At 41.6% G+C, this 15,498-nt stretch carries 15 protein-coding genes; 6 read left to right on the top strand and 9 right to left on the bottom strand.

Going from position 1 to position 15,498, the window contains the following annotated elements:
• Nucleotides 1-91 precede the first annotated feature (91 nt).
• From LQ203_RS14625 to LQ203_RS14615, 3 genes are read right to left on the bottom strand one after another with little or no spacing between them, the layout of a single operon-like run.
• Entirely contained in the window at nucleotides 92-1,282 is a 1,191-nt protein-coding gene (locus tag LQ203_RS14625; protein ID WP_356714516.1) for an ABC transporter permease, read from the bottom strand.
• Nucleotides 1,209-1,949, bottom strand: coding sequence for an ABC transporter ATP-binding protein (locus LQ203_RS14620; RefSeq protein WP_290370588.1), 741 nt, complete (start codon nucleotides 1,947-1,949; stop codon nucleotides 1,209-1,211). The genes LQ203_RS14625 and LQ203_RS14620 overlap by 74 nt, the downstream gene beginning before the upstream one ends.
• A gap of 1 nt (nucleotide 1,950) precedes the next feature.
• Nucleotides 1,951-2,922: an efflux RND transporter periplasmic adaptor subunit gene (locus LQ203_RS14615; protein ID WP_230159114.1), complete on the bottom strand. Its 972-nt coding sequence runs from the start codon at nucleotides 2,920-2,922 to the stop codon at nucleotides 1,951-1,953.
• A gap of 259 nt (nucleotides 2,923-3,181) precedes the next feature.
• On the opposite strand from LQ203_RS14615, the gene LQ203_RS14610 reads away from it, so the two are divergent.
• Nucleotides 3,182-3,520: a DUF485 domain-containing protein gene (locus tag LQ203_RS14610; protein WP_230159113.1), complete on the top strand. Its 339-nt coding sequence runs from the start codon at nucleotides 3,182-3,184 to the stop codon at nucleotides 3,518-3,520.
• A gap of 13 nt (nucleotides 3,521-3,533) precedes the next feature.
• Complete coding sequence (locus tag LQ203_RS14605; protein ID WP_230159112.1) at nucleotides 3,534-5,072, top strand: cation acetate symporter; 1,539 nt, start codon at nucleotides 3,534-3,536, stop codon at nucleotides 5,070-5,072.
• Nucleotides 5,073-5,209: 137 nt separating this feature from the next.
• On the opposite strand, the gene LQ203_RS14600 is transcribed toward LQ203_RS14605, so the two are convergent.
• From LQ203_RS14600 to LQ203_RS14590, 3 genes are all read right to left on the bottom strand, one after another.
• Nucleotides 5,210-5,656: a threonine/serine exporter family protein gene (locus LQ203_RS14600; protein WP_230159111.1), complete on the bottom strand. Its 447-nt coding sequence runs from the start codon at nucleotides 5,654-5,656 to the stop codon at nucleotides 5,210-5,212.
• 18 nt (nucleotides 5,657-5,674) lie between these two features.
• Nucleotides 5,675-6,430 (bottom strand): threonine/serine exporter family protein, encoded by a 756-nt coding sequence (locus LQ203_RS14595; RefSeq protein ID WP_230159110.1) that lies wholly within the window; start codon nucleotides 6,428-6,430, stop codon nucleotides 5,675-5,677.
• A gap of 289 nt (nucleotides 6,431-6,719) precedes the next feature.
• Nucleotides 6,720-7,544, bottom strand: a complete 825-nt coding sequence (locus LQ203_RS14590; RefSeq protein WP_230159109.1) for an alpha/beta hydrolase — start codon at nucleotides 7,542-7,544, stop codon at nucleotides 6,720-6,722.
• A gap of 166 nt (nucleotides 7,545-7,710) precedes the next feature.
• On the opposite strand from LQ203_RS14590, the gene LQ203_RS14585 reads away from it, so the two are divergent.
• Nucleotides 7,711-8,979: a dicarboxylate/amino acid:cation symporter gene (locus tag LQ203_RS14585; protein WP_230159108.1), complete on the top strand. Its 1,269-nt coding sequence runs from the start codon at nucleotides 7,711-7,713 to the stop codon at nucleotides 8,977-8,979.
• Nucleotides 8,980-9,118: 139 nt separating this feature from the next.
• On the top strand, nucleotides 9,119-9,790 hold the full coding sequence (locus LQ203_RS14580; RefSeq protein WP_230159107.1) for a lysoplasmalogenase: 672 nt from the start codon (nucleotides 9,119-9,121) through the stop codon (nucleotides 9,788-9,790).
• 86 nt (nucleotides 9,791-9,876) lie between these two features.
• Here LQ203_RS14580 and LQ203_RS14575 read toward each other — a convergent pair whose 3' ends face one another.
• The 3 genes from LQ203_RS14575 to LQ203_RS14565 all read right to left on the bottom strand — a co-directional run bounded on the left by LQ203_RS14575 (nucleotide 9,877) and on the right by LQ203_RS14565 (nucleotide 13,480).
• The gene (locus LQ203_RS14575; RefSeq protein WP_230159106.1) at nucleotides 9,877-11,076 is read right to left on the bottom strand and encodes a class I SAM-dependent rRNA methyltransferase; all 1,200 of its coding nucleotides are present in this window, start codon (nucleotides 11,074-11,076) and stop codon (nucleotides 9,877-9,879) included.
• Nucleotides 11,077-11,189: 113 nt separating this feature from the next.
• Nucleotides 11,190-12,236 carry a PTS sugar transporter subunit IIC gene (locus LQ203_RS14570; RefSeq protein ID WP_230159105.1) on the bottom strand — a complete coding sequence of 349 codons (1,047 nt, stop codon included), beginning with the start codon at nucleotides 12,234-12,236 and terminating at the stop codon, nucleotides 11,190-11,192.
• Nucleotides 12,237-12,577: 341 nt separating this feature from the next.
• A complete protein-coding gene (locus LQ203_RS14565) occupies nucleotides 12,578-13,480 on the bottom strand; it encodes a LysR family transcriptional regulator (protein ID WP_230159104.1) in 903 nt (300 codons plus the stop codon).
• 155 nt (nucleotides 13,481-13,635) lie between these two features.
• Between LQ203_RS14565 and gdhA the strand changes: the two genes are divergently transcribed.
• Nucleotides 13,636-15,018, top strand: a complete 1,383-nt coding sequence (gene gdhA, locus LQ203_RS14560; RefSeq protein WP_230159103.1) for an NADP-specific glutamate dehydrogenase — start codon at nucleotides 13,636-13,638, stop codon at nucleotides 15,016-15,018.
• Nucleotides 15,019-15,247: 229 nt separating this feature from the next.
• Nucleotides 15,248-15,498: transposase (locus LQ203_RS14555; RefSeq protein WP_230159102.1), on the top strand; the 251-nt coding region annotated here is incomplete at its 3' end.

Genomic DNA, 15,498 nt, shown 5'->3' with positions numbered 1-15,498 from the left:
CCGTTTCAATTGCGATATATGTTGATTTTATCCTTTTTCATAAGCAAAAGAAAGCGGGCTTTTTATAGCCGCTTTCCTAAAATTTGCATATTTATTCGTGACGCAGTGCCTGGATTGGATTCAATTTAGATGCCTTATTTGCAGGAAATACGCCAAAGATTATACCGATTAATATGGAGAATAAGAAAGCCAACAGTGTCACCGACCATGAATAACTAATCGTTAAAGTTGAAAAAACGGAAACCAATTTAGCTATCCCCAATCCAATTCCGACACCCAATAACCCTCCTAAGCAGCTCAAGGACATCGCTTCAATTAAAAATTGAAGAAGGATGGATTTCCGATTCGCACCAATTGCTTTTCTAATCCCTATTTCTTTCGTCCTCTCCGAAACGGAGACCAACATGATATTCATGATTCCAATACCGCCTACAAGTAACGAAATGCTCGCTATACCGCCAAGCATGAGAGTGAACGTATCTGAAACTGAGCTCATTGTATCCATCAGGTCTTCCTGATTGGACACCGAATAATTGTCACTTTGCTCCGGGAATGATGTGGTCATCGTCCCTTGTACCTGATACATCGCCCTCTCTACGATATTCTCATTTTTGGCTTTTAAATATACCGTTCCGATTGTTGTGCTGCCCGTAGCCCGTTCGGCAGTAGTGATCGGTGCAATGATTACATCATCCCCGCTCGACCCCATTGAGGTGCCTACTGACTTCAAAACACCGATCACTCGATAGGAAACACCGCCAATAAGAACGCTCTGGTCCACCGCTTTTTGATTTTCAAAAAGCGTATCAGCTGTATCTGACCCCAAAACAACAACCTTAGAACGTAATTCCGTTTCCATATCCGTTAAAAAGCGGCCTTGACTAAGCTCTAAATCCCTCACTGATAAGTAGGAAGAAGTTGTGCCTGTCATGGAAACTTGTGCCGAAGCTTCACCGTTTTTAGCATAAACTCGTCCAGTGACAACAGGTGCAACATCTGATATCCCGTCCAGGTCTTTAAACTGTTCAATTATGTCATCCGTCAGCTCCACAGAATCCGTATCCGTGACACTTACCGTTAACAAGTTCGTTCCCAAGCTGTTGATCTCATCCTGAACGGACTGTGAGGATCCCTGTCCAATCGAAACTAGGACAATCACAGAGGCAACTCCAATAATAATCCCAAGCATCGTTAAAAATGCACGGACTTTATTGGTTTTGATACTGCATATAGCCATCTTCACTGATTCGCTCAGGTTCAATCCAATCACCTCCGTTTTCAAATAGCTGACCATCCTGTATCCGTACGACACGTGTGGCTTCTTTTGCCACTTCCAGGTCGTGCGTTATAAGAATGATTGTTTGTCCCTTTTGGTTTAAATCTTTCAGCATTTGCAACACTTCTTTACTTGTCTTACTATCAAGAGCCCCTGTTGGCTCATCCGCCAATAAAACGGGAGGGTTACCTGCAAGTGCCCTAGCAATCGCAACTCTTTGCTGCTGTCCTCCTGAAAGTTGAGTCGGCAAATGATTAACCCGGTCACCCAGGCCTACCATATCAAGACAGGCATTGGCCACCTTCATTCTTTCCTTTACACTTACTCCTCTATAGACCAGAGGAAGTTCGACATTTTCCAACGCTGTCAATTTTGCCAACAGGTTGAAATTTTGAAAGATAAATCCTATTTTAATGTTACGAATAGCAGCTAACTCATTATCCTTCATTTTTTCTACTTCTTTTTCATCTAGAAGGTATTCACCTGTATCAGGCTTATCAAGGCAGCCAAGCATATTCATGAACGTCGATTTCCCTGATCCGGATGGTCCGATGATAGAAATGAAATCCCCTTTATTGATTGTAAGACATACATCTTGAAGTGCCTTGACCGTTTCACCGCCTAATTCATACGATTTAGACATGTTCTTAATCTTTATGATGGGTTTCGCCATATTACTGACCTCCCTTACCGCTTGGCATTCCGCCACCGCTTGACATCCCGCCGCTCGGCATTCCGCTGCCACTCTGCATTCGAAATTCGCCTCCTTGGCCTCCCCTAATTCCTTCGCCGCCACTGCCAGTTGCGCTTTCATTGATGGTAATGGGCAAGGAAACATTCTGGCCCTCTTCAAGACCTGAAGTTATTTCGATATATCTATCGTTACTGATTCCAGTCTCAACCGCTGACTTTGTACTAGCAGCTCCTTCAGTTGCACCGGATTGTTGTATATTCACATATTTCTCTTCACCGTCCATTTGGACTGCTTCAATCGGAACATATAAAACATCTTTTACGCTATTCGTTACAATGCTCACTTCAGTCGACATCCCAATTTTAATATCACCGGGTTTATCAATTTTGATCGTAACATCGAACGAAGAAACTCCATTCTCATATGTACCTTCTTTTGCTACACTGGTCACTTGGCCCGTGAACGTTTCATCTTCAAAAGCACTGGCTTTTATTTCAACTGTTTGTCCTTTTTTAACACTTGGAACATCCAATTCATCAACACTGATCGTAGTTTTCAATTTTTTATAATCCGTAACATGTGCCACAACCTCACTGCTAGATACACGATCCCCTTCTTCTACGTCCAATGTTGTTACAGTACCATCGAATGGGGCCGTTATCGGGTCACTTCCATTCGAGAAGGTAATCAGTTCGTCACCCTTCTCAACCAATTCATTTTTCTTTACAAGAACTTCATCCACTTCATCCGTTACCGATGAAGTAAGGTCCTCACTATTGATTGCGGCGACCGACCCGGAACCGCTTATTTGAACTTCAAGATCTCCCTTTTCTACTGTAGTCGTCATCGTCTTTGCAACGACGGGCTTTGCATTGTCCTTCATGAAAAGCCAAAGGCTCCCTCCAATGACCAACACTAAAACCGTACCTATCATCATCCACTTTTTCATCATTTTGCTCCCTTCAGATTTCCTTCGTTGAAGCAAGTATCGTGAAAGAAGCTTAACTTTTCCTTAATGGTCGGATTTGATTTCATGGTCGTACATTTATGTCAGCCTTTACTCTCCTTAATAATTAACACTATGTCGAACGAAAAAAGATTTATTTCACAATTTTAAATTTACAATATATTCTGAAAAATATATACTGATACTGTTATCAGAAAAATTGGTAATGAAAACCAAAATAATATTCAATGAAGGGGGAACCAACTTGGCATCAAACGATTCAATAGCTAAGAAAACCGAGGTAAGCGCTTCTACGGACTACACTAAGATCGTCCAATCACACTCTTTTCAAGAGCTCCTAAGGAAAAAACGCAATTTCATTGTCCCACTATCCATCTTTTTCATGGCCTTTTATTTCACCCTACCTATACTAACTTCCTATTCTAAAGTTCTTAACACATATGCATTTGGGGCAATCAGTTGGGCATGGGTCTTGGCCTTCGCTCAATTTATCATGACCTGGACCTTATGCATCCTTTATTCACGGAAGGCTGCTACTTTTGACCAATTAGTTGAAGAAATCGTTAAAGAAGCGAAAGGATAAAGGTGAATTTACAATGAATATACTTGCATTTATATTATTTTTAATCATTGTTGGGTTAACATTGGTCATTACCTACTTTGCTTCAAGGCGAACGAAAACGACCGCGGATTTTTATACGGCGGACAGTTCTCTGACTGGTTGGCAGAATGGGTGGGCCATTGCGGGTGATTATATGTCAGCCGCCTCATTTTTAGGAATAGCCGGAATGGTTGCACTCTCTGGATTTGATGGCTTTTTCTACAGCATAGGATTTCTGGTTGCTTATCTTGTCGTTCTTTATATCGTGGCAGAACCGCTTCGTAACCTTGGTAAGTATACACTTGCGGACATGATTGCTGCCCGTTTTAATGAAAAGAAAGTACGCGGGGTCGCTGCCCTTAACACCATTTCCATTTCAACCTTTTATATGATTGCCCAACTGGTCGGTGCAGGTGCCCTTATAAAACTCTTACTTGGAATTGATTATCTATACTCCGTCATCATTGTAGGTATTTTAATGACCGTCTACGTAGTATTTGGCGGAATGACGGCCACCAGCTGGGTCCAAATCGTAAAAGCCATTTTATTGATGGCAGGAACATTCATCATTTCCATTATCGTACTGGCTAAATTCGACTTTAGCGTGATCGAGATGTTCAATCAGATGAAAACAGCCACCCCTTTAGGCGGGGATTTCCTCAATCCTGGTAACAAATTCAAGGATCCATTGGATACTTTATCACTTAATTTAGCGCTTGTACTCGGTACAGCTGGACTTCCTCACATTCTCATCCGCTTCTTTACGGTAAAAGACGCCATCACAGCACGAAAGTCCGTCGTATATGCCACTTGGATCATTGGCATCTTTTATATCATGACCATTTTCCTTGGCTTTGGGGCGGCAGCTTTTGTCGGATACGACAAAATCATAGCCGCGAATGCGGCTGGAAATATGGCCGCTCCACTTCTTGCCGAAGCCATCGGAGGCGACTTCCTATTTGCCTTCGTGTCTGCAGTTGCATTTGCTACCATTTTAGCTGTTGTAGCAGGTCTCGTTCTATCGGCAGCTTCCGCTTTTGCCCATGACTTTTATGGCCACATCATTCGTAAAGGTCAAGCCACTGATAAAGAACAAGTCGTTGCAGCTCGTTGGGCATCCATCGGGGTGTCCGTTCTCTCCATCATCCTTGCCTTATTTGCCCAAAACATGAATGTTGCGTTCCTTGTTTCACTTGCCTTTGCCGTCGCTGCCAGTGCCAATCTGCCAATCATTGTCTTCACGGTATTTTGGAAACGCTTTAACACAGCAGGGGCTGTCTCAGGTATGATAGTGGGACTGGTCAGTTCATTATTACTTGTGTTCCTAAGTCCAAATGTCTGGTCACCGGTAGAGGGAGCAGCAATATTCGTTGGAGAACCATTATTCCCACTTGCTAATCCAGGCATCGTCTCCATTCCAATAGGTTTTATCGCTGCCATCGTCGGGACATTGCTGTCAAGCAAGAAAGCTGATGCAAAAAAATACGACGAAATATTGGTTACTGCTAACACTGGAATGAAAGATCCTTTATAAGCGAGATTTATTTATTATATTAAAATATTAAAAAGAGAAAGAAGAACCAGGTATTACCCCCTGCTCTCCTTTCTCTTTCTTTTGTAATCATAATTATCCGGAATGTTGAATTCCTTCAAAATCCCTTAACATTTCCTCTAACTTCGCAACCTTGTTTTCCTTTTACTGTATTTATTCACTAACTGATTCATGACTTCTGCAAAGATCAGTCCCATTGCAATGGCACCAGCCAGCATGAAGACCTTTGCGGCCAATTGGACCGCGGTATAAAAATCATTTCCGACAAAATGTTTCATTGCATCATATGATAAACCGCCAGGCACAAGGGGGATGATTCCCGAAACATTGAAAATTGTGATTGGCATTTTATACCTTTTAGCAAAATACTGGCTGATAACCGCTACGATAAATGAAGCAGCCAAGGTTGCAATGATGCTGTTTATCTCATTTTCAACCAAATAAAAGTATAAGCCCCACCCTAGCATCCCTACAACACCACATTGTATCAATGAATTTTTCGGTACATTAAAAATGACTCCAAAGGCGGCTGAGGCAATGAAACTTGTAATAAGCTGTGCAAACATCCTTCTTCCCCCCTTACATCATAAGAAAACAAATGCAGCCGATATTCCTGCCCCAATGGCCAAAGCTGTTAAACCTGCATCTGCACCCTTGGAAAGGCCCGAAACTAAATGACCTGCAATTAAATCCCTTGCTGCATTCGTAATTAACAGCCCGGGCACAAGCGGCATCACCGATCCAATGATGATCTTATCCAAATGAGTACCTACACCAATTTGGACAAAGAACAATGCTACTAGACCTACAACTAAAGAGGCAATGAATTCGGCAAAAAAACGAACCTCCAATAACCGATGCAAATAAAACAGACAAGAGAATCCCATCCCTCCCGCAATGCAGGACCAGAAGAAATCATTCCACTGTCCTTGGAACATGATTAAAAAACAACCGCTCGCTATAAAGGCAGCAAAGACCTGAACCCACATTGGATAACCCATCCCAGCCTTTTCGATTTGTTTTAACTGTAAAAAGGCTTCTCCTAGCGTCATTTCCTTGCTGGAAATGCTTCGGGATATACTGTTAACCAGTGTTACCTTGTGTAAATCAGTAGACCGTTGGGAAACCCGAATTAATTTAGAAGCTGGATGCATACCATCCAAAGAAAAAATGATTCCAGTTGGTGTTGAAAAGCTGTGTGAGTCCCCGCATCCAAACGCTGCTGCAATTCTGACCATCGTATCTTCCACCCGCGAAGTTTCAGCGCCGTTCGAAAGCATGATTTTCCCCGCGAGTAAACATACATCTATAATTTCATTGTATTGTAACTGATCTTCCATTTTATCCTCTCCATCACTTTCTGCATGAGTTTCTTTCATTCACAGATCACGAATTTACCAGTTTAAATCCACCTCATAATAGCCCAACTCTTGTCAAAAGGGTAGAAAAATATTTCCTTCGTTCATTATCATTAAGAATTAAATGCAGCATTGCCATCCTTTGTTGCAGTATTCCCTTTATTTCAAGCAAAAACCGCCCAGTTAATAGAAAAAATAATGATAAGAGATGTAGAATATAATGAAAAAAGAATGCAGCAAGAAGCCTGCATCCTCTTTTTATATCCCGTTATCAGCAACCTTTTACGGATTCACGCCTTTTTTGAATAAAGCCATCCACGGTTTTATTAAACAGCTCGCTTTCTTCCATAAATGGACAATGGCAACTATCTTCAAAGATTACTAGTACGGAGTTCGGGATATTTTCATGCAAATGTTCCCCTGCAGCTACCGGAATGACTTTTTCATGCCTTCCAAAACAGAGAAGGGTGGGGACCCTGATTTCAGGCAAAAATTCACGATAGTCAACAATCGATTGGTCAAATAGAATGGCACTGGCAATGGATTCAGGCATTTTGGTCACTTCCCCAAGCATCCAGCTTGCATCCTCCACTGATAATTCATTTTTAAACATGGAGGCAAGGAAACTTTTTAAAAACAGGGAACGATTATTTTGTATTTCAGTCATGAAGGCAATCAATGTGCCAATATCAAAAGCACCGATATCAAAATCGGGCCACTTAAAATCCGAGGCCAATTCATCGACAATCACTGTTGAATGAATATTTCCCTCGCCGAATTGCTTGAGGTAATCCCAGACGACAAAAGCCCCCATCGACCAGCCTACAAGTATGACATCCTTTAATCCCAGTTTACCAATGAACGCATGAAGATCTTTAGCATAAACGGATACCGTATTTCCGTAATGAACATGATTTGACTGGCCATGGCTTCTTAAATCAAGTAGGATCGTTCTATATTTATCTGAAAAGTACGGAAGCTGCCTTCTAAAGAACCGACTGCTCATCCATACTCCATGGATAAAAATAATTGGCCTCCCCTGGCCCTTTTCTTCATAAAACAATCGGACGCCTTCTTCCACCTCAACGAATGCCATTCTATCCCTCCTTCACCATATATTCACAAACCATTCCCTATTATTATTTATTGCGCTTTATCTTTTAACATTCCTTCCTATAAAAAAATATTGTCAAACCTCCTTTTAGAGTTGATAATGAAGTATATTTTTATTGATATCTTCATCCTGAAAGGACGGAAATTTAATGAAGAGCTTTATTAAAAACTATCGGTCCTCTTTAATATTACTGACTGCCATTATTATAGGCGGGATAGCGGGCGTCGTTTTCGGGGAGAAAACCTCGGTCATACAGCCGCTAGGGGACTTATTTCTAAACCTGATGTTCACGATCATCGTGCCATTGGTATTTTTCAGCATCGCTTCAGCGATTGCCAATATGAGCGGAATGAATCGTCTTGGCAAAATCATGGGTAGTATTGTTATCGTTTTCCTGACAACTGCCGCTTTAGCTGCCGTCATTGGATTTATTGGGGCAACCATCGTCAATCCATTGGAAGGCACAGATACGACAGCCATTAAAGAACTGATGGAAAAGAGTTCCTCTGAAGAGACCATCGAAGAAGTTTCATTTTTCAGTCAGTTGGTCAACACAGTAACCGTTTCCGACTTTCCCGAACTGTTCTCCAGAAGCAATATGCTTCAGCTTATCGTTTTCTCTGTATTAATCGGACTTTCCACTGCACTGGTCGGTGAGAAAGCAAGACCGGTTACCGAGTTTTTGACAGCGGGTACAGCTATCATGATGAAGGTCGTCAAAATCGTCATGTACTATGCCCCAATTGGACTTGGTGCTTATTTTGCGACGATAATCGGTCAGCTGGGGCCACAGATTTTAGAAGGCTATGCCCGCACTTTCAGTCTTTACCTAGTCTTGGCCTTGATTTATTATTTCGGCTTCTTCACTTTGTATGCCTTTATTGCAGGGGGGAAAGATGGCGTTAAACTTTTTTGGAAAAATGCCCTGGCGCCTTCCATTACAGCCATCGCAACTTGTTCAAGTGCCGCGTCCATTCCAGTCAACCTGGAATCGGTCAAGAAAATGGGTGTGCCAAAGGACATAGCGGAGACTGTCATCCCACTTGGAGCCAACATGCATAAAGATGGTTCTGTATTTGGCGGGATAATGAAAATTGTTTTCCTATTCAGCTTATTCGGAAAGGATATGACAAGCATTTCAAGTATTTTAAGTATACTTGCAGTTGCCTTTTTGGTTGGGGCTGTTATGGGTGCCATTCCTGGGGGCGGGATGATTGGGGAAATGTTGATTCTTAGCGTATTCGGCTTCCCTGTTGAAGTCCTGCCGATCATTGCTGTTATATCCACGATTATCGATGCTCCAGCTACATTGCTTAACTCAACGGGAAACACAGTTTGTGCCATGCTTGTCACAAGGCTTGTTGAGGGGAAAAACTGGTTAAAACAAGCATTCGTTAAAGAAAATTCGGCCGTATGATTCTATAAAACATCGAACTGATTCCTGGTTAACCAGGAGTCAGTTTTTTCATTTTCACGACTTCCCCTAAAAACAGTTCATTAATTGACAAGGGGTTCCTTCCCATTACATAGAATTAAACATTGAAGGAGGGAATGAAATGCTAATGAAAAGCTTACCTGCTGCAATTCTTATCACGGGACTATTATATATTTTTTTTATACCGGAAGAACCTTTAATCATTAAAATCATGTTCAAGATCATTCCCATGTTATTGATTTTTCTTTTTGCCTACAAAACAGAGGGTAGACGGGATCGTTACCAATCCTTAATACTTCTTGGTTTATTCTTTTGCATGCTTGGAGATGGTTTGTTAATCTGGTTCGTCATCGGCCTTTCCGCCTTCTTAATCGGCCACCTTTTCTATATTGCGGCATTCTTTAAACTATGGACCTTTTCATGGCTTCGATTCGCTACGATTTTTCCTATTGGCATTTACTCTACTTGGATTGGTCATGAAATTGTAGTTTCTTTAATTGAAAAAGGTGAAAGTAGCCTCATCATCCCTGTCATCTGTTATGTAACGGTCATCTCCCTCATGGGCTGGGCGGCATTTATGACCGGAAATGCGGCCGCAATCATCGGCGGGGTTCTGTTCGTAATTTCCGACTCCATTTTATCTTGGAACAAATTTATCGATGATGTTGCCTATTCTGGTCCGCTGATTATGCTTACCTACTATGCAGCCCAGTTTTGCATTGCTAACAGCATTCGCATAAAACCTTCTTTCCATTTATCAAAAGGTTTGAAGAGTGAACGGCCAAACTTTTGAATTCCGAATATCCGTTCGTTTCACATGAAACAATTTTTCATTAAAAAAGGCATTCACAGCTCTAATGGAACTGTGGACGCCCTTTTTCAACCTTTAATTTTCTTTATGAAGACTACTTTTAAATAGTTGCCCTCCTTATATTCAGAACTTGTTTTAAAATCTGCCGGTAATGAAAATTCTTCTAGGAGCTCGTATTTCCCATTCATTTCCCTGAAGGCAATGTCAATGAAGCTCTTGAATTTTTTCATATCAAATGTACTGCAATTAGTTGATGCGATAATGACCCCATTGTCTTCCGTAATGGAAATGGTATCCTTCAATAGATCCGTATAGTCTTTTCCGGCACTGAAAGTAAACTTTTTCGATTTGGCAAAGCTGGGTGGATCGAGGATGACCATTTCAAATTTCAAAGCCTTCTTCACTGCGTATTTAAAATACTTAAATACGTCCATCACCACAATATTGTGAGCTTCAGGATCTATTCCATTCACACTGAACTGTTCGATCGTCTTCGGTAGACTGCGATTCGCCAGGTCGACACTCGTTGTTTTAACAGCACCGCCTAAAGCGGCAAACACGGAAAATGCCCCTGTATAGGAGAACATATTCAACACAGTTTTCCCTTTTGCATATTCATCCCGGATTTTCCTTCTAACATCGCGCTGATCAAGGAAGACGCCAACCATTGCCCCATCATTCAAATAAACAGCGAAATGGACTCCATTCTCCTTTACAAGAAGCGGAAACGTTGGCTGTTCACCCATGACAAAATCGTCTTCATCCACGTACTGCCCCTTTGTATCAAATCGCTTCTTCTGATAAATCGATTTGACCTCGACCGTTTCCTGCAATGCCTTAATGATGTAGTCTTTAAAGGAATATATCCCTTTGCTATACCAGCTAATGACATAGTGACCATCATAATGATCAATGATTAAGCCGCCAATTCCATCACCTTCCCCATTAAACAAGCGGAAAGCCGTAGTCTCAGTATCTTCAAAAAAAGACTTTCGGAATTCATAAGCTGCCTGGATTTTGCCGTTAAAGAAGGTTTGATCGACTTTTTCATTTTCTCTTCTGGTCAACACCCAGCCATAGCCTTTGTTCTGTTTACCATAATACCCTTTTGCTAGAAAACGGTTGTTTTCATCCAACAAACGCACTAAGGATCCCTCTTCCTGAAGATCATTAATGTTGGATATCGACTCTTTAACAATCAAGGGAAAACCCTTGCCGATTTTACTCACGAACTTAGCTTTCACTTTTATATCTATTTCTTTTCCCATCATATATATCATCCTATCTATGCAAATGCTTTCCTTCCCATTTTACCCTAATCCCTTTATAAATAAAAACCAGCCCGGTTCCTTAACCAGGCTGGTTTCTAAGAAAACTTTAATTATGAAACTTCTAAATGCAGATCGCCTGGTTTTACTTTACCCATCTTCTTCAATACCCGATGCAAGGCAAGTGTGATTACAGCTGGCAATACCATACCCACTGCCACATAAACCAAGAACGTGTACAACCCCTGACTAGTTATGATGGCAATCGGGGCAATCATTGAACTTAACCCCATACCACCAAGCTCATACGGCACTTGAAAATCGAATGCCAAGGTAGCGATAGGCGCACAGATGATTGCCGCCACAAAAGGCGGAACGACATATAATGGTTTTTTGATTAAGTTAGGAAATTGAACTTTTGGCGTAACGACCATCTGTGCTAGGAACCCGCCCATATCATTATCTTTATAAGACATGACGGTGAAACCGACAAACTGAACGGTACATCCGATTAAAGCTGCCGCACTGGAAACAGGATCTAATTGTAAGGCGATCGCCAGTGCAGCGGAAGACGCTGGTGTCATCAATAAAATGCTCCATACCAAGGCTATGACCATGGAACCGATTAAGGGAGAACCCTCGACCGCAGCGGTGGTTTGACTGCTTATCCATGTTAGGAATGGTGTGGTAACAAGAGCCAGGCCATATCCCGAAACTCCACCTACAAGAACTGCTCCCATTGGGATGGCCATGATGTCCAACTTCGTTTTGCCGATTAGGCGCTTACCTATATATGTTGCAATTACTGCTGCCAAGACGGCACTTAGTGGCTGACCCGTAACAATCGTGAAGGCACCCTCAGCCGTTCTGTGAATGGCAGCACCTCCAACAGCACTTGAAGCCATGGCGCTAAAGATAATTAATGAATTTCCTCCTAGCTGATAGGCGATACCTGCTCCTAAAGCTGGCGCTAGCAAGACCTTTGCGGCCCCGCCTATTGCCAGGAAGACCTCCCAACCTAAATATCCCCCTATGGATTCAAACAATAACCCGATCCCCAATGTAACCAAAACAGCGTTGGCTATCCCTGTTGATGCCTTGTACATTCGATCGCTGATGTATTTTTTCCTGCTCACTTTATCTCCACTCCTTGTAATCATCAGAATATTCTATTTAAAAAAACCAAAAAAAATCAATTTCTCCATATTAAAAGTCTAAGCAATATATCTATCCGCTACCTATAGTCTGTCAGTATAATAACATGAATTTTCTGATAATGTAAGGACTAATTTTATTCTAATAAAATAAAAACGCTTTCACAAATAAGGTTTTTACACGGTTTCACACAATAAAAACTAATATTGTATTATTTCAAAATAAATTATCTCTTGCTGCAGCGGTCCAATAGCGATAAAAAAAAGAACCCGATTTATAGGATTCCCTCACTAGCTGGTTTATGACCTTTCCAATAGTTACCCATTTTAATATTTTTAAGGATTTTCTATTGAAAACCTTCCAATGTTGCAAAAGTGTCCCTCAGAAATTGGTAAAACAATTTCTCCGTTGGCATCAGTTCCCTATCAGTTGGAATAATGACCCCTACAGCCCTGGTAACGGATGGATCCACTAACGGCAATTTAACCGTAAAACGAGGCAAGCTATCAATCAATGAAATCTCAGGTATCAAGGTTATACCCAGTCCTGCTGCCACAAGGCCTTTTATAGCATCCGTATCTTTCCCTTCAAATGCCACTTCCGGTTCAAAACCATGCAGTTTGCAAGCGTTCATAACAAGATCCCTCAAAACATATCCCTTTGGAGATAGGATGAATGGATTTCCTTGAAGCTCATTTAAGCTTAGTGATTTCTTCAAGGCCAAAGGATGACTTTCTGGTAAAAGGGCAACTAAGTTCTCAATAAATAGCGTTTCACCTTTGATTTTCTTTTCATTACTCGGCAGAGGACCAATCAGGGCCATGTTAATGTTACCTTTTATTACCGAATCTATCAGGTACCGATATGAACCTTGCTTCAATGCGAACTTCGCCTGCGGGTAACTTTCTCTGAAGTCGGAAATGGCCCTTGGCAATATATAAGAAGCTAAACTACTTGGAAAGCCAATGCGGATTGTCCCTCTTTCTGGATCCAGACTTTCAGCCATCTCACGCTTGGCACGATCGATTATATCCATAGCTTGTTCCATATGAGCTAAAAATGTATGTCCTATAGGCGTCAATCTAATTTTTCGGCCTTCCCTGATAAATAAGGGTATGCCTAATTCTTCTTCTAAATTGTAGATTTGTCGACTGACGGCAGACTGGGCAACATGCAAGTCCACTGCTGCTTCTGTCATATGTTCACGCTTTGCCACTTCAATGAAATATTCGATTTGCCTTAATTCCAATCTAAGCTCCCTCTTTCATATCAAAAAAGCATGCTATTTATCTAATATTCAGATTGTTTGTTTCGTTTTTAAATTATACCATGAAAGTATTATATAAAAACCGATATGCATACCCTAATTAATATTTTATGACTTTATCTAAAGGAGATAGAACAATGACAACTTCACAAGCAGTCGAGCATGAGGAATTACAAGTTGCTAGAGAGTTCGTAAGTCAAGTATACGCACAGGTTAAAGAGCGTAACCCTCATGAAAGTGAGTTCCATCAAGCAGTAAAGGAGATATTCCTTTCATTGATACCCGTTTTTGCAAAACATCCTGAATATATGAAAAGCGGGATATTGGAAAGGCTGGTTGAACCCGAGAGAATGATCACCTTCCGTGTCTCTTGGGTTGATGACCTGGGAAATGTTCAAGTCAACCGTGGTTTTCGTGTACAATTCAACAGTGCAATCGGACCATTCAAAGGCGGACTTCGATTCCACCCTACTGTCAATTCCAGCATCATTAAGTTTCTTGGTTTCGAGCAAATCTTTAAAAACTCTCTTACAGGCCAGCCGATTGGTGGAGGGAAAGGCGGGTCAGACTTCGATCCAAAAGGTAAATCGGACGCAGAAATCATGCGTTTTTGCCAAAGCTTCATGTCGGAACTAGCTCGCTACATCGGCCCTGATACAGACGTGCCTGCTGGTGATATCGGAGTCGGGGCAAGAGAGATCGGATACCTGTTCGGTCAATATAAAAAGATTCAAGGCAGCTACCATGCTGGTGTTTTAACTGGTAAAGGATTAACTTATGGCGGAAGCTTAGCCCGTACAGAAGCAACTGGATATGGAACGGTTTACTTCGTCGAAGAGATGCTTAATGACAAAGGGCTACAATTCCATGGCAGCACTGTCGTTATTTCCGGATCTGGTAATGTATCCATTCATGCCATTGAGAAAGCTACACAATTGGGAGCTATAGTTGTTGCTTGCAGTGACTCCAACGGCTACATATATGATGAAAATGGTCTTAACCTAGATACAGTTAGACGTCTAAAAGAAGTGGAACGTAAACGATTGAGCGAGTATGTCGATGCGCACCCGGAAGCAGTATACAATGAAGGAAGCTACGGCATTTGGTCTTTACCATGTGACATCGCACTGCCTTGTGCCACACAGAATGAAATCGATGAAGAAGCCGCAAAATTATTGGTCAAAAATAATGTGAAGGCAGTCGGTGAGGGTGCCAATATGCCTTCAACCCTTGAGGCAATTGAAGTATTCCTAAATAACGGCGTCCTTTTTGGACCAGCAAAAGCAGCAAATGCAGGCGGCGTAGCTGTGTCTGCACTCGAGATGGCCCAAAACAGTGCCAGAATGTCATGGACTTTTGAAGAAGTCGATGCCAAACTGCATGAGATCATGAAAAACATCTATAAAAACAGTGTGGAGGCTGCAGAAGCATATGGTGAGCCTGGCAACTTAGTTGTTGGGGCCAATATTGCCGGATTCCTTAAAGTGGCGGACTCGATGCTGACTCAAGGTATACTCTAGCCATTCGTTTATATAGGAGGCGGTTCCGACAGGGGCCGCCTTACTTTTGTAAAAGAGTGATCTCAATTTTGGATACCCTCTTATTCATCTCAATTCAAGCTGAATATCCACACTCAGATAACATCAATGAGATTAAAAACATTTCTTTCTTACTACAAAAAAGAGAGCCGGAAGAGTGAACTGCACCCCAATTGTTAGACAACATCTAACAATTGGAGGTGCAGTTTTTTTGACTAAATATACGATAGACGAAAATTTACATGCAGTTTTAGAGTACTTAGAAGGGAAAAAATCCTATAAATCCATTGCACAAGAAAGAAATGTAGGTTTATCCCCTCTGAAAAGATGGGTCCCTCGCTATCTAAAACATGGGATGGAAGGACTTGCTTCATCCTATACAAATTACACTCTGCCCTTTAAACTAGAGGTACTTAAATATATGAACGAATATGGGGCATCAATCAACGAGACCGCTGTACA

Source organism: Peribacillus sp. Bi96, assembly GCF_918698115.1.
Classification (GTDB): domain Bacteria; phylum Bacillota; class Bacilli; order Bacillales; family DSM-1321; genus Peribacillus.
The sequence above is the reverse complement of the archived record's forward strand: the minus strand, read 5'-3'. Positions and strand labels throughout refer to the sequence as shown.

Excerpts from the sequence above, each read along its gene's own strand:
- LQ203_RS14620 (WP_290370588.1), bottom strand. The coding sequence starts at position 1,949 with ATGGCGAAACCCATCATAAAGATTAAGAACATGTCTAAATCGTATGAA.
- LQ203_RS14615 (WP_230159114.1), bottom strand. The coding sequence starts at position 2,922 with ATGATGAAAAAGTGGATGATGATAGGTACGGTTTTAGTGTTGGTCATT.
- LQ203_RS14605 (WP_230159112.1), top strand. The coding sequence starts at position 3,534 with ATGAATATACTTGCATTTATATTATTTTTAATCATTGTTGGGTTAACA.
- LQ203_RS14600 (WP_230159111.1), bottom strand. The coding sequence starts at position 5,656 with ATGTTTGCACAGCTTATTACAAGTTTCATTGCCTCAGCCGCCTTTGGA.
- LQ203_RS14595 (WP_230159110.1), bottom strand. The coding sequence starts at position 6,430 with ATGGAAGATCAGTTACAATACAATGAAATTATAGATGTATGTTTACTC.
- LQ203_RS14590 (WP_230159109.1), bottom strand. The coding sequence starts at position 7,544 with ATGGCATTCGTTGAGGTGGAAGAAGGCGTCCGATTGTTTTATGAAGAA.
- LQ203_RS14585 (WP_230159108.1), top strand. The coding sequence starts at position 7,711 with ATGAAGAGCTTTATTAAAAACTATCGGTCCTCTTTAATATTACTGACT.
- LQ203_RS14580 (WP_230159107.1), top strand. The coding sequence starts at position 9,119 with ATGCTAATGAAAAGCTTACCTGCTGCAATTCTTATCACGGGACTATTA.
- LQ203_RS14575 (WP_230159106.1), bottom strand. The coding sequence starts at position 11,076 with ATGGGAAAAGAAATAGATATAAAAGTGAAAGCTAAGTTCGTGAGTAAA.
- LQ203_RS14570 (WP_230159105.1), bottom strand. The coding sequence starts at position 12,236 with ATGATTACAAGGAGTGGAGATAAAGTGAGCAGGAAAAAATACATCAGC.
- gdhA (WP_230159103.1), top strand. The coding sequence starts at position 13,636 with ATGACAACTTCACAAGCAGTCGAGCATGAGGAATTACAAGTTGCTAGA.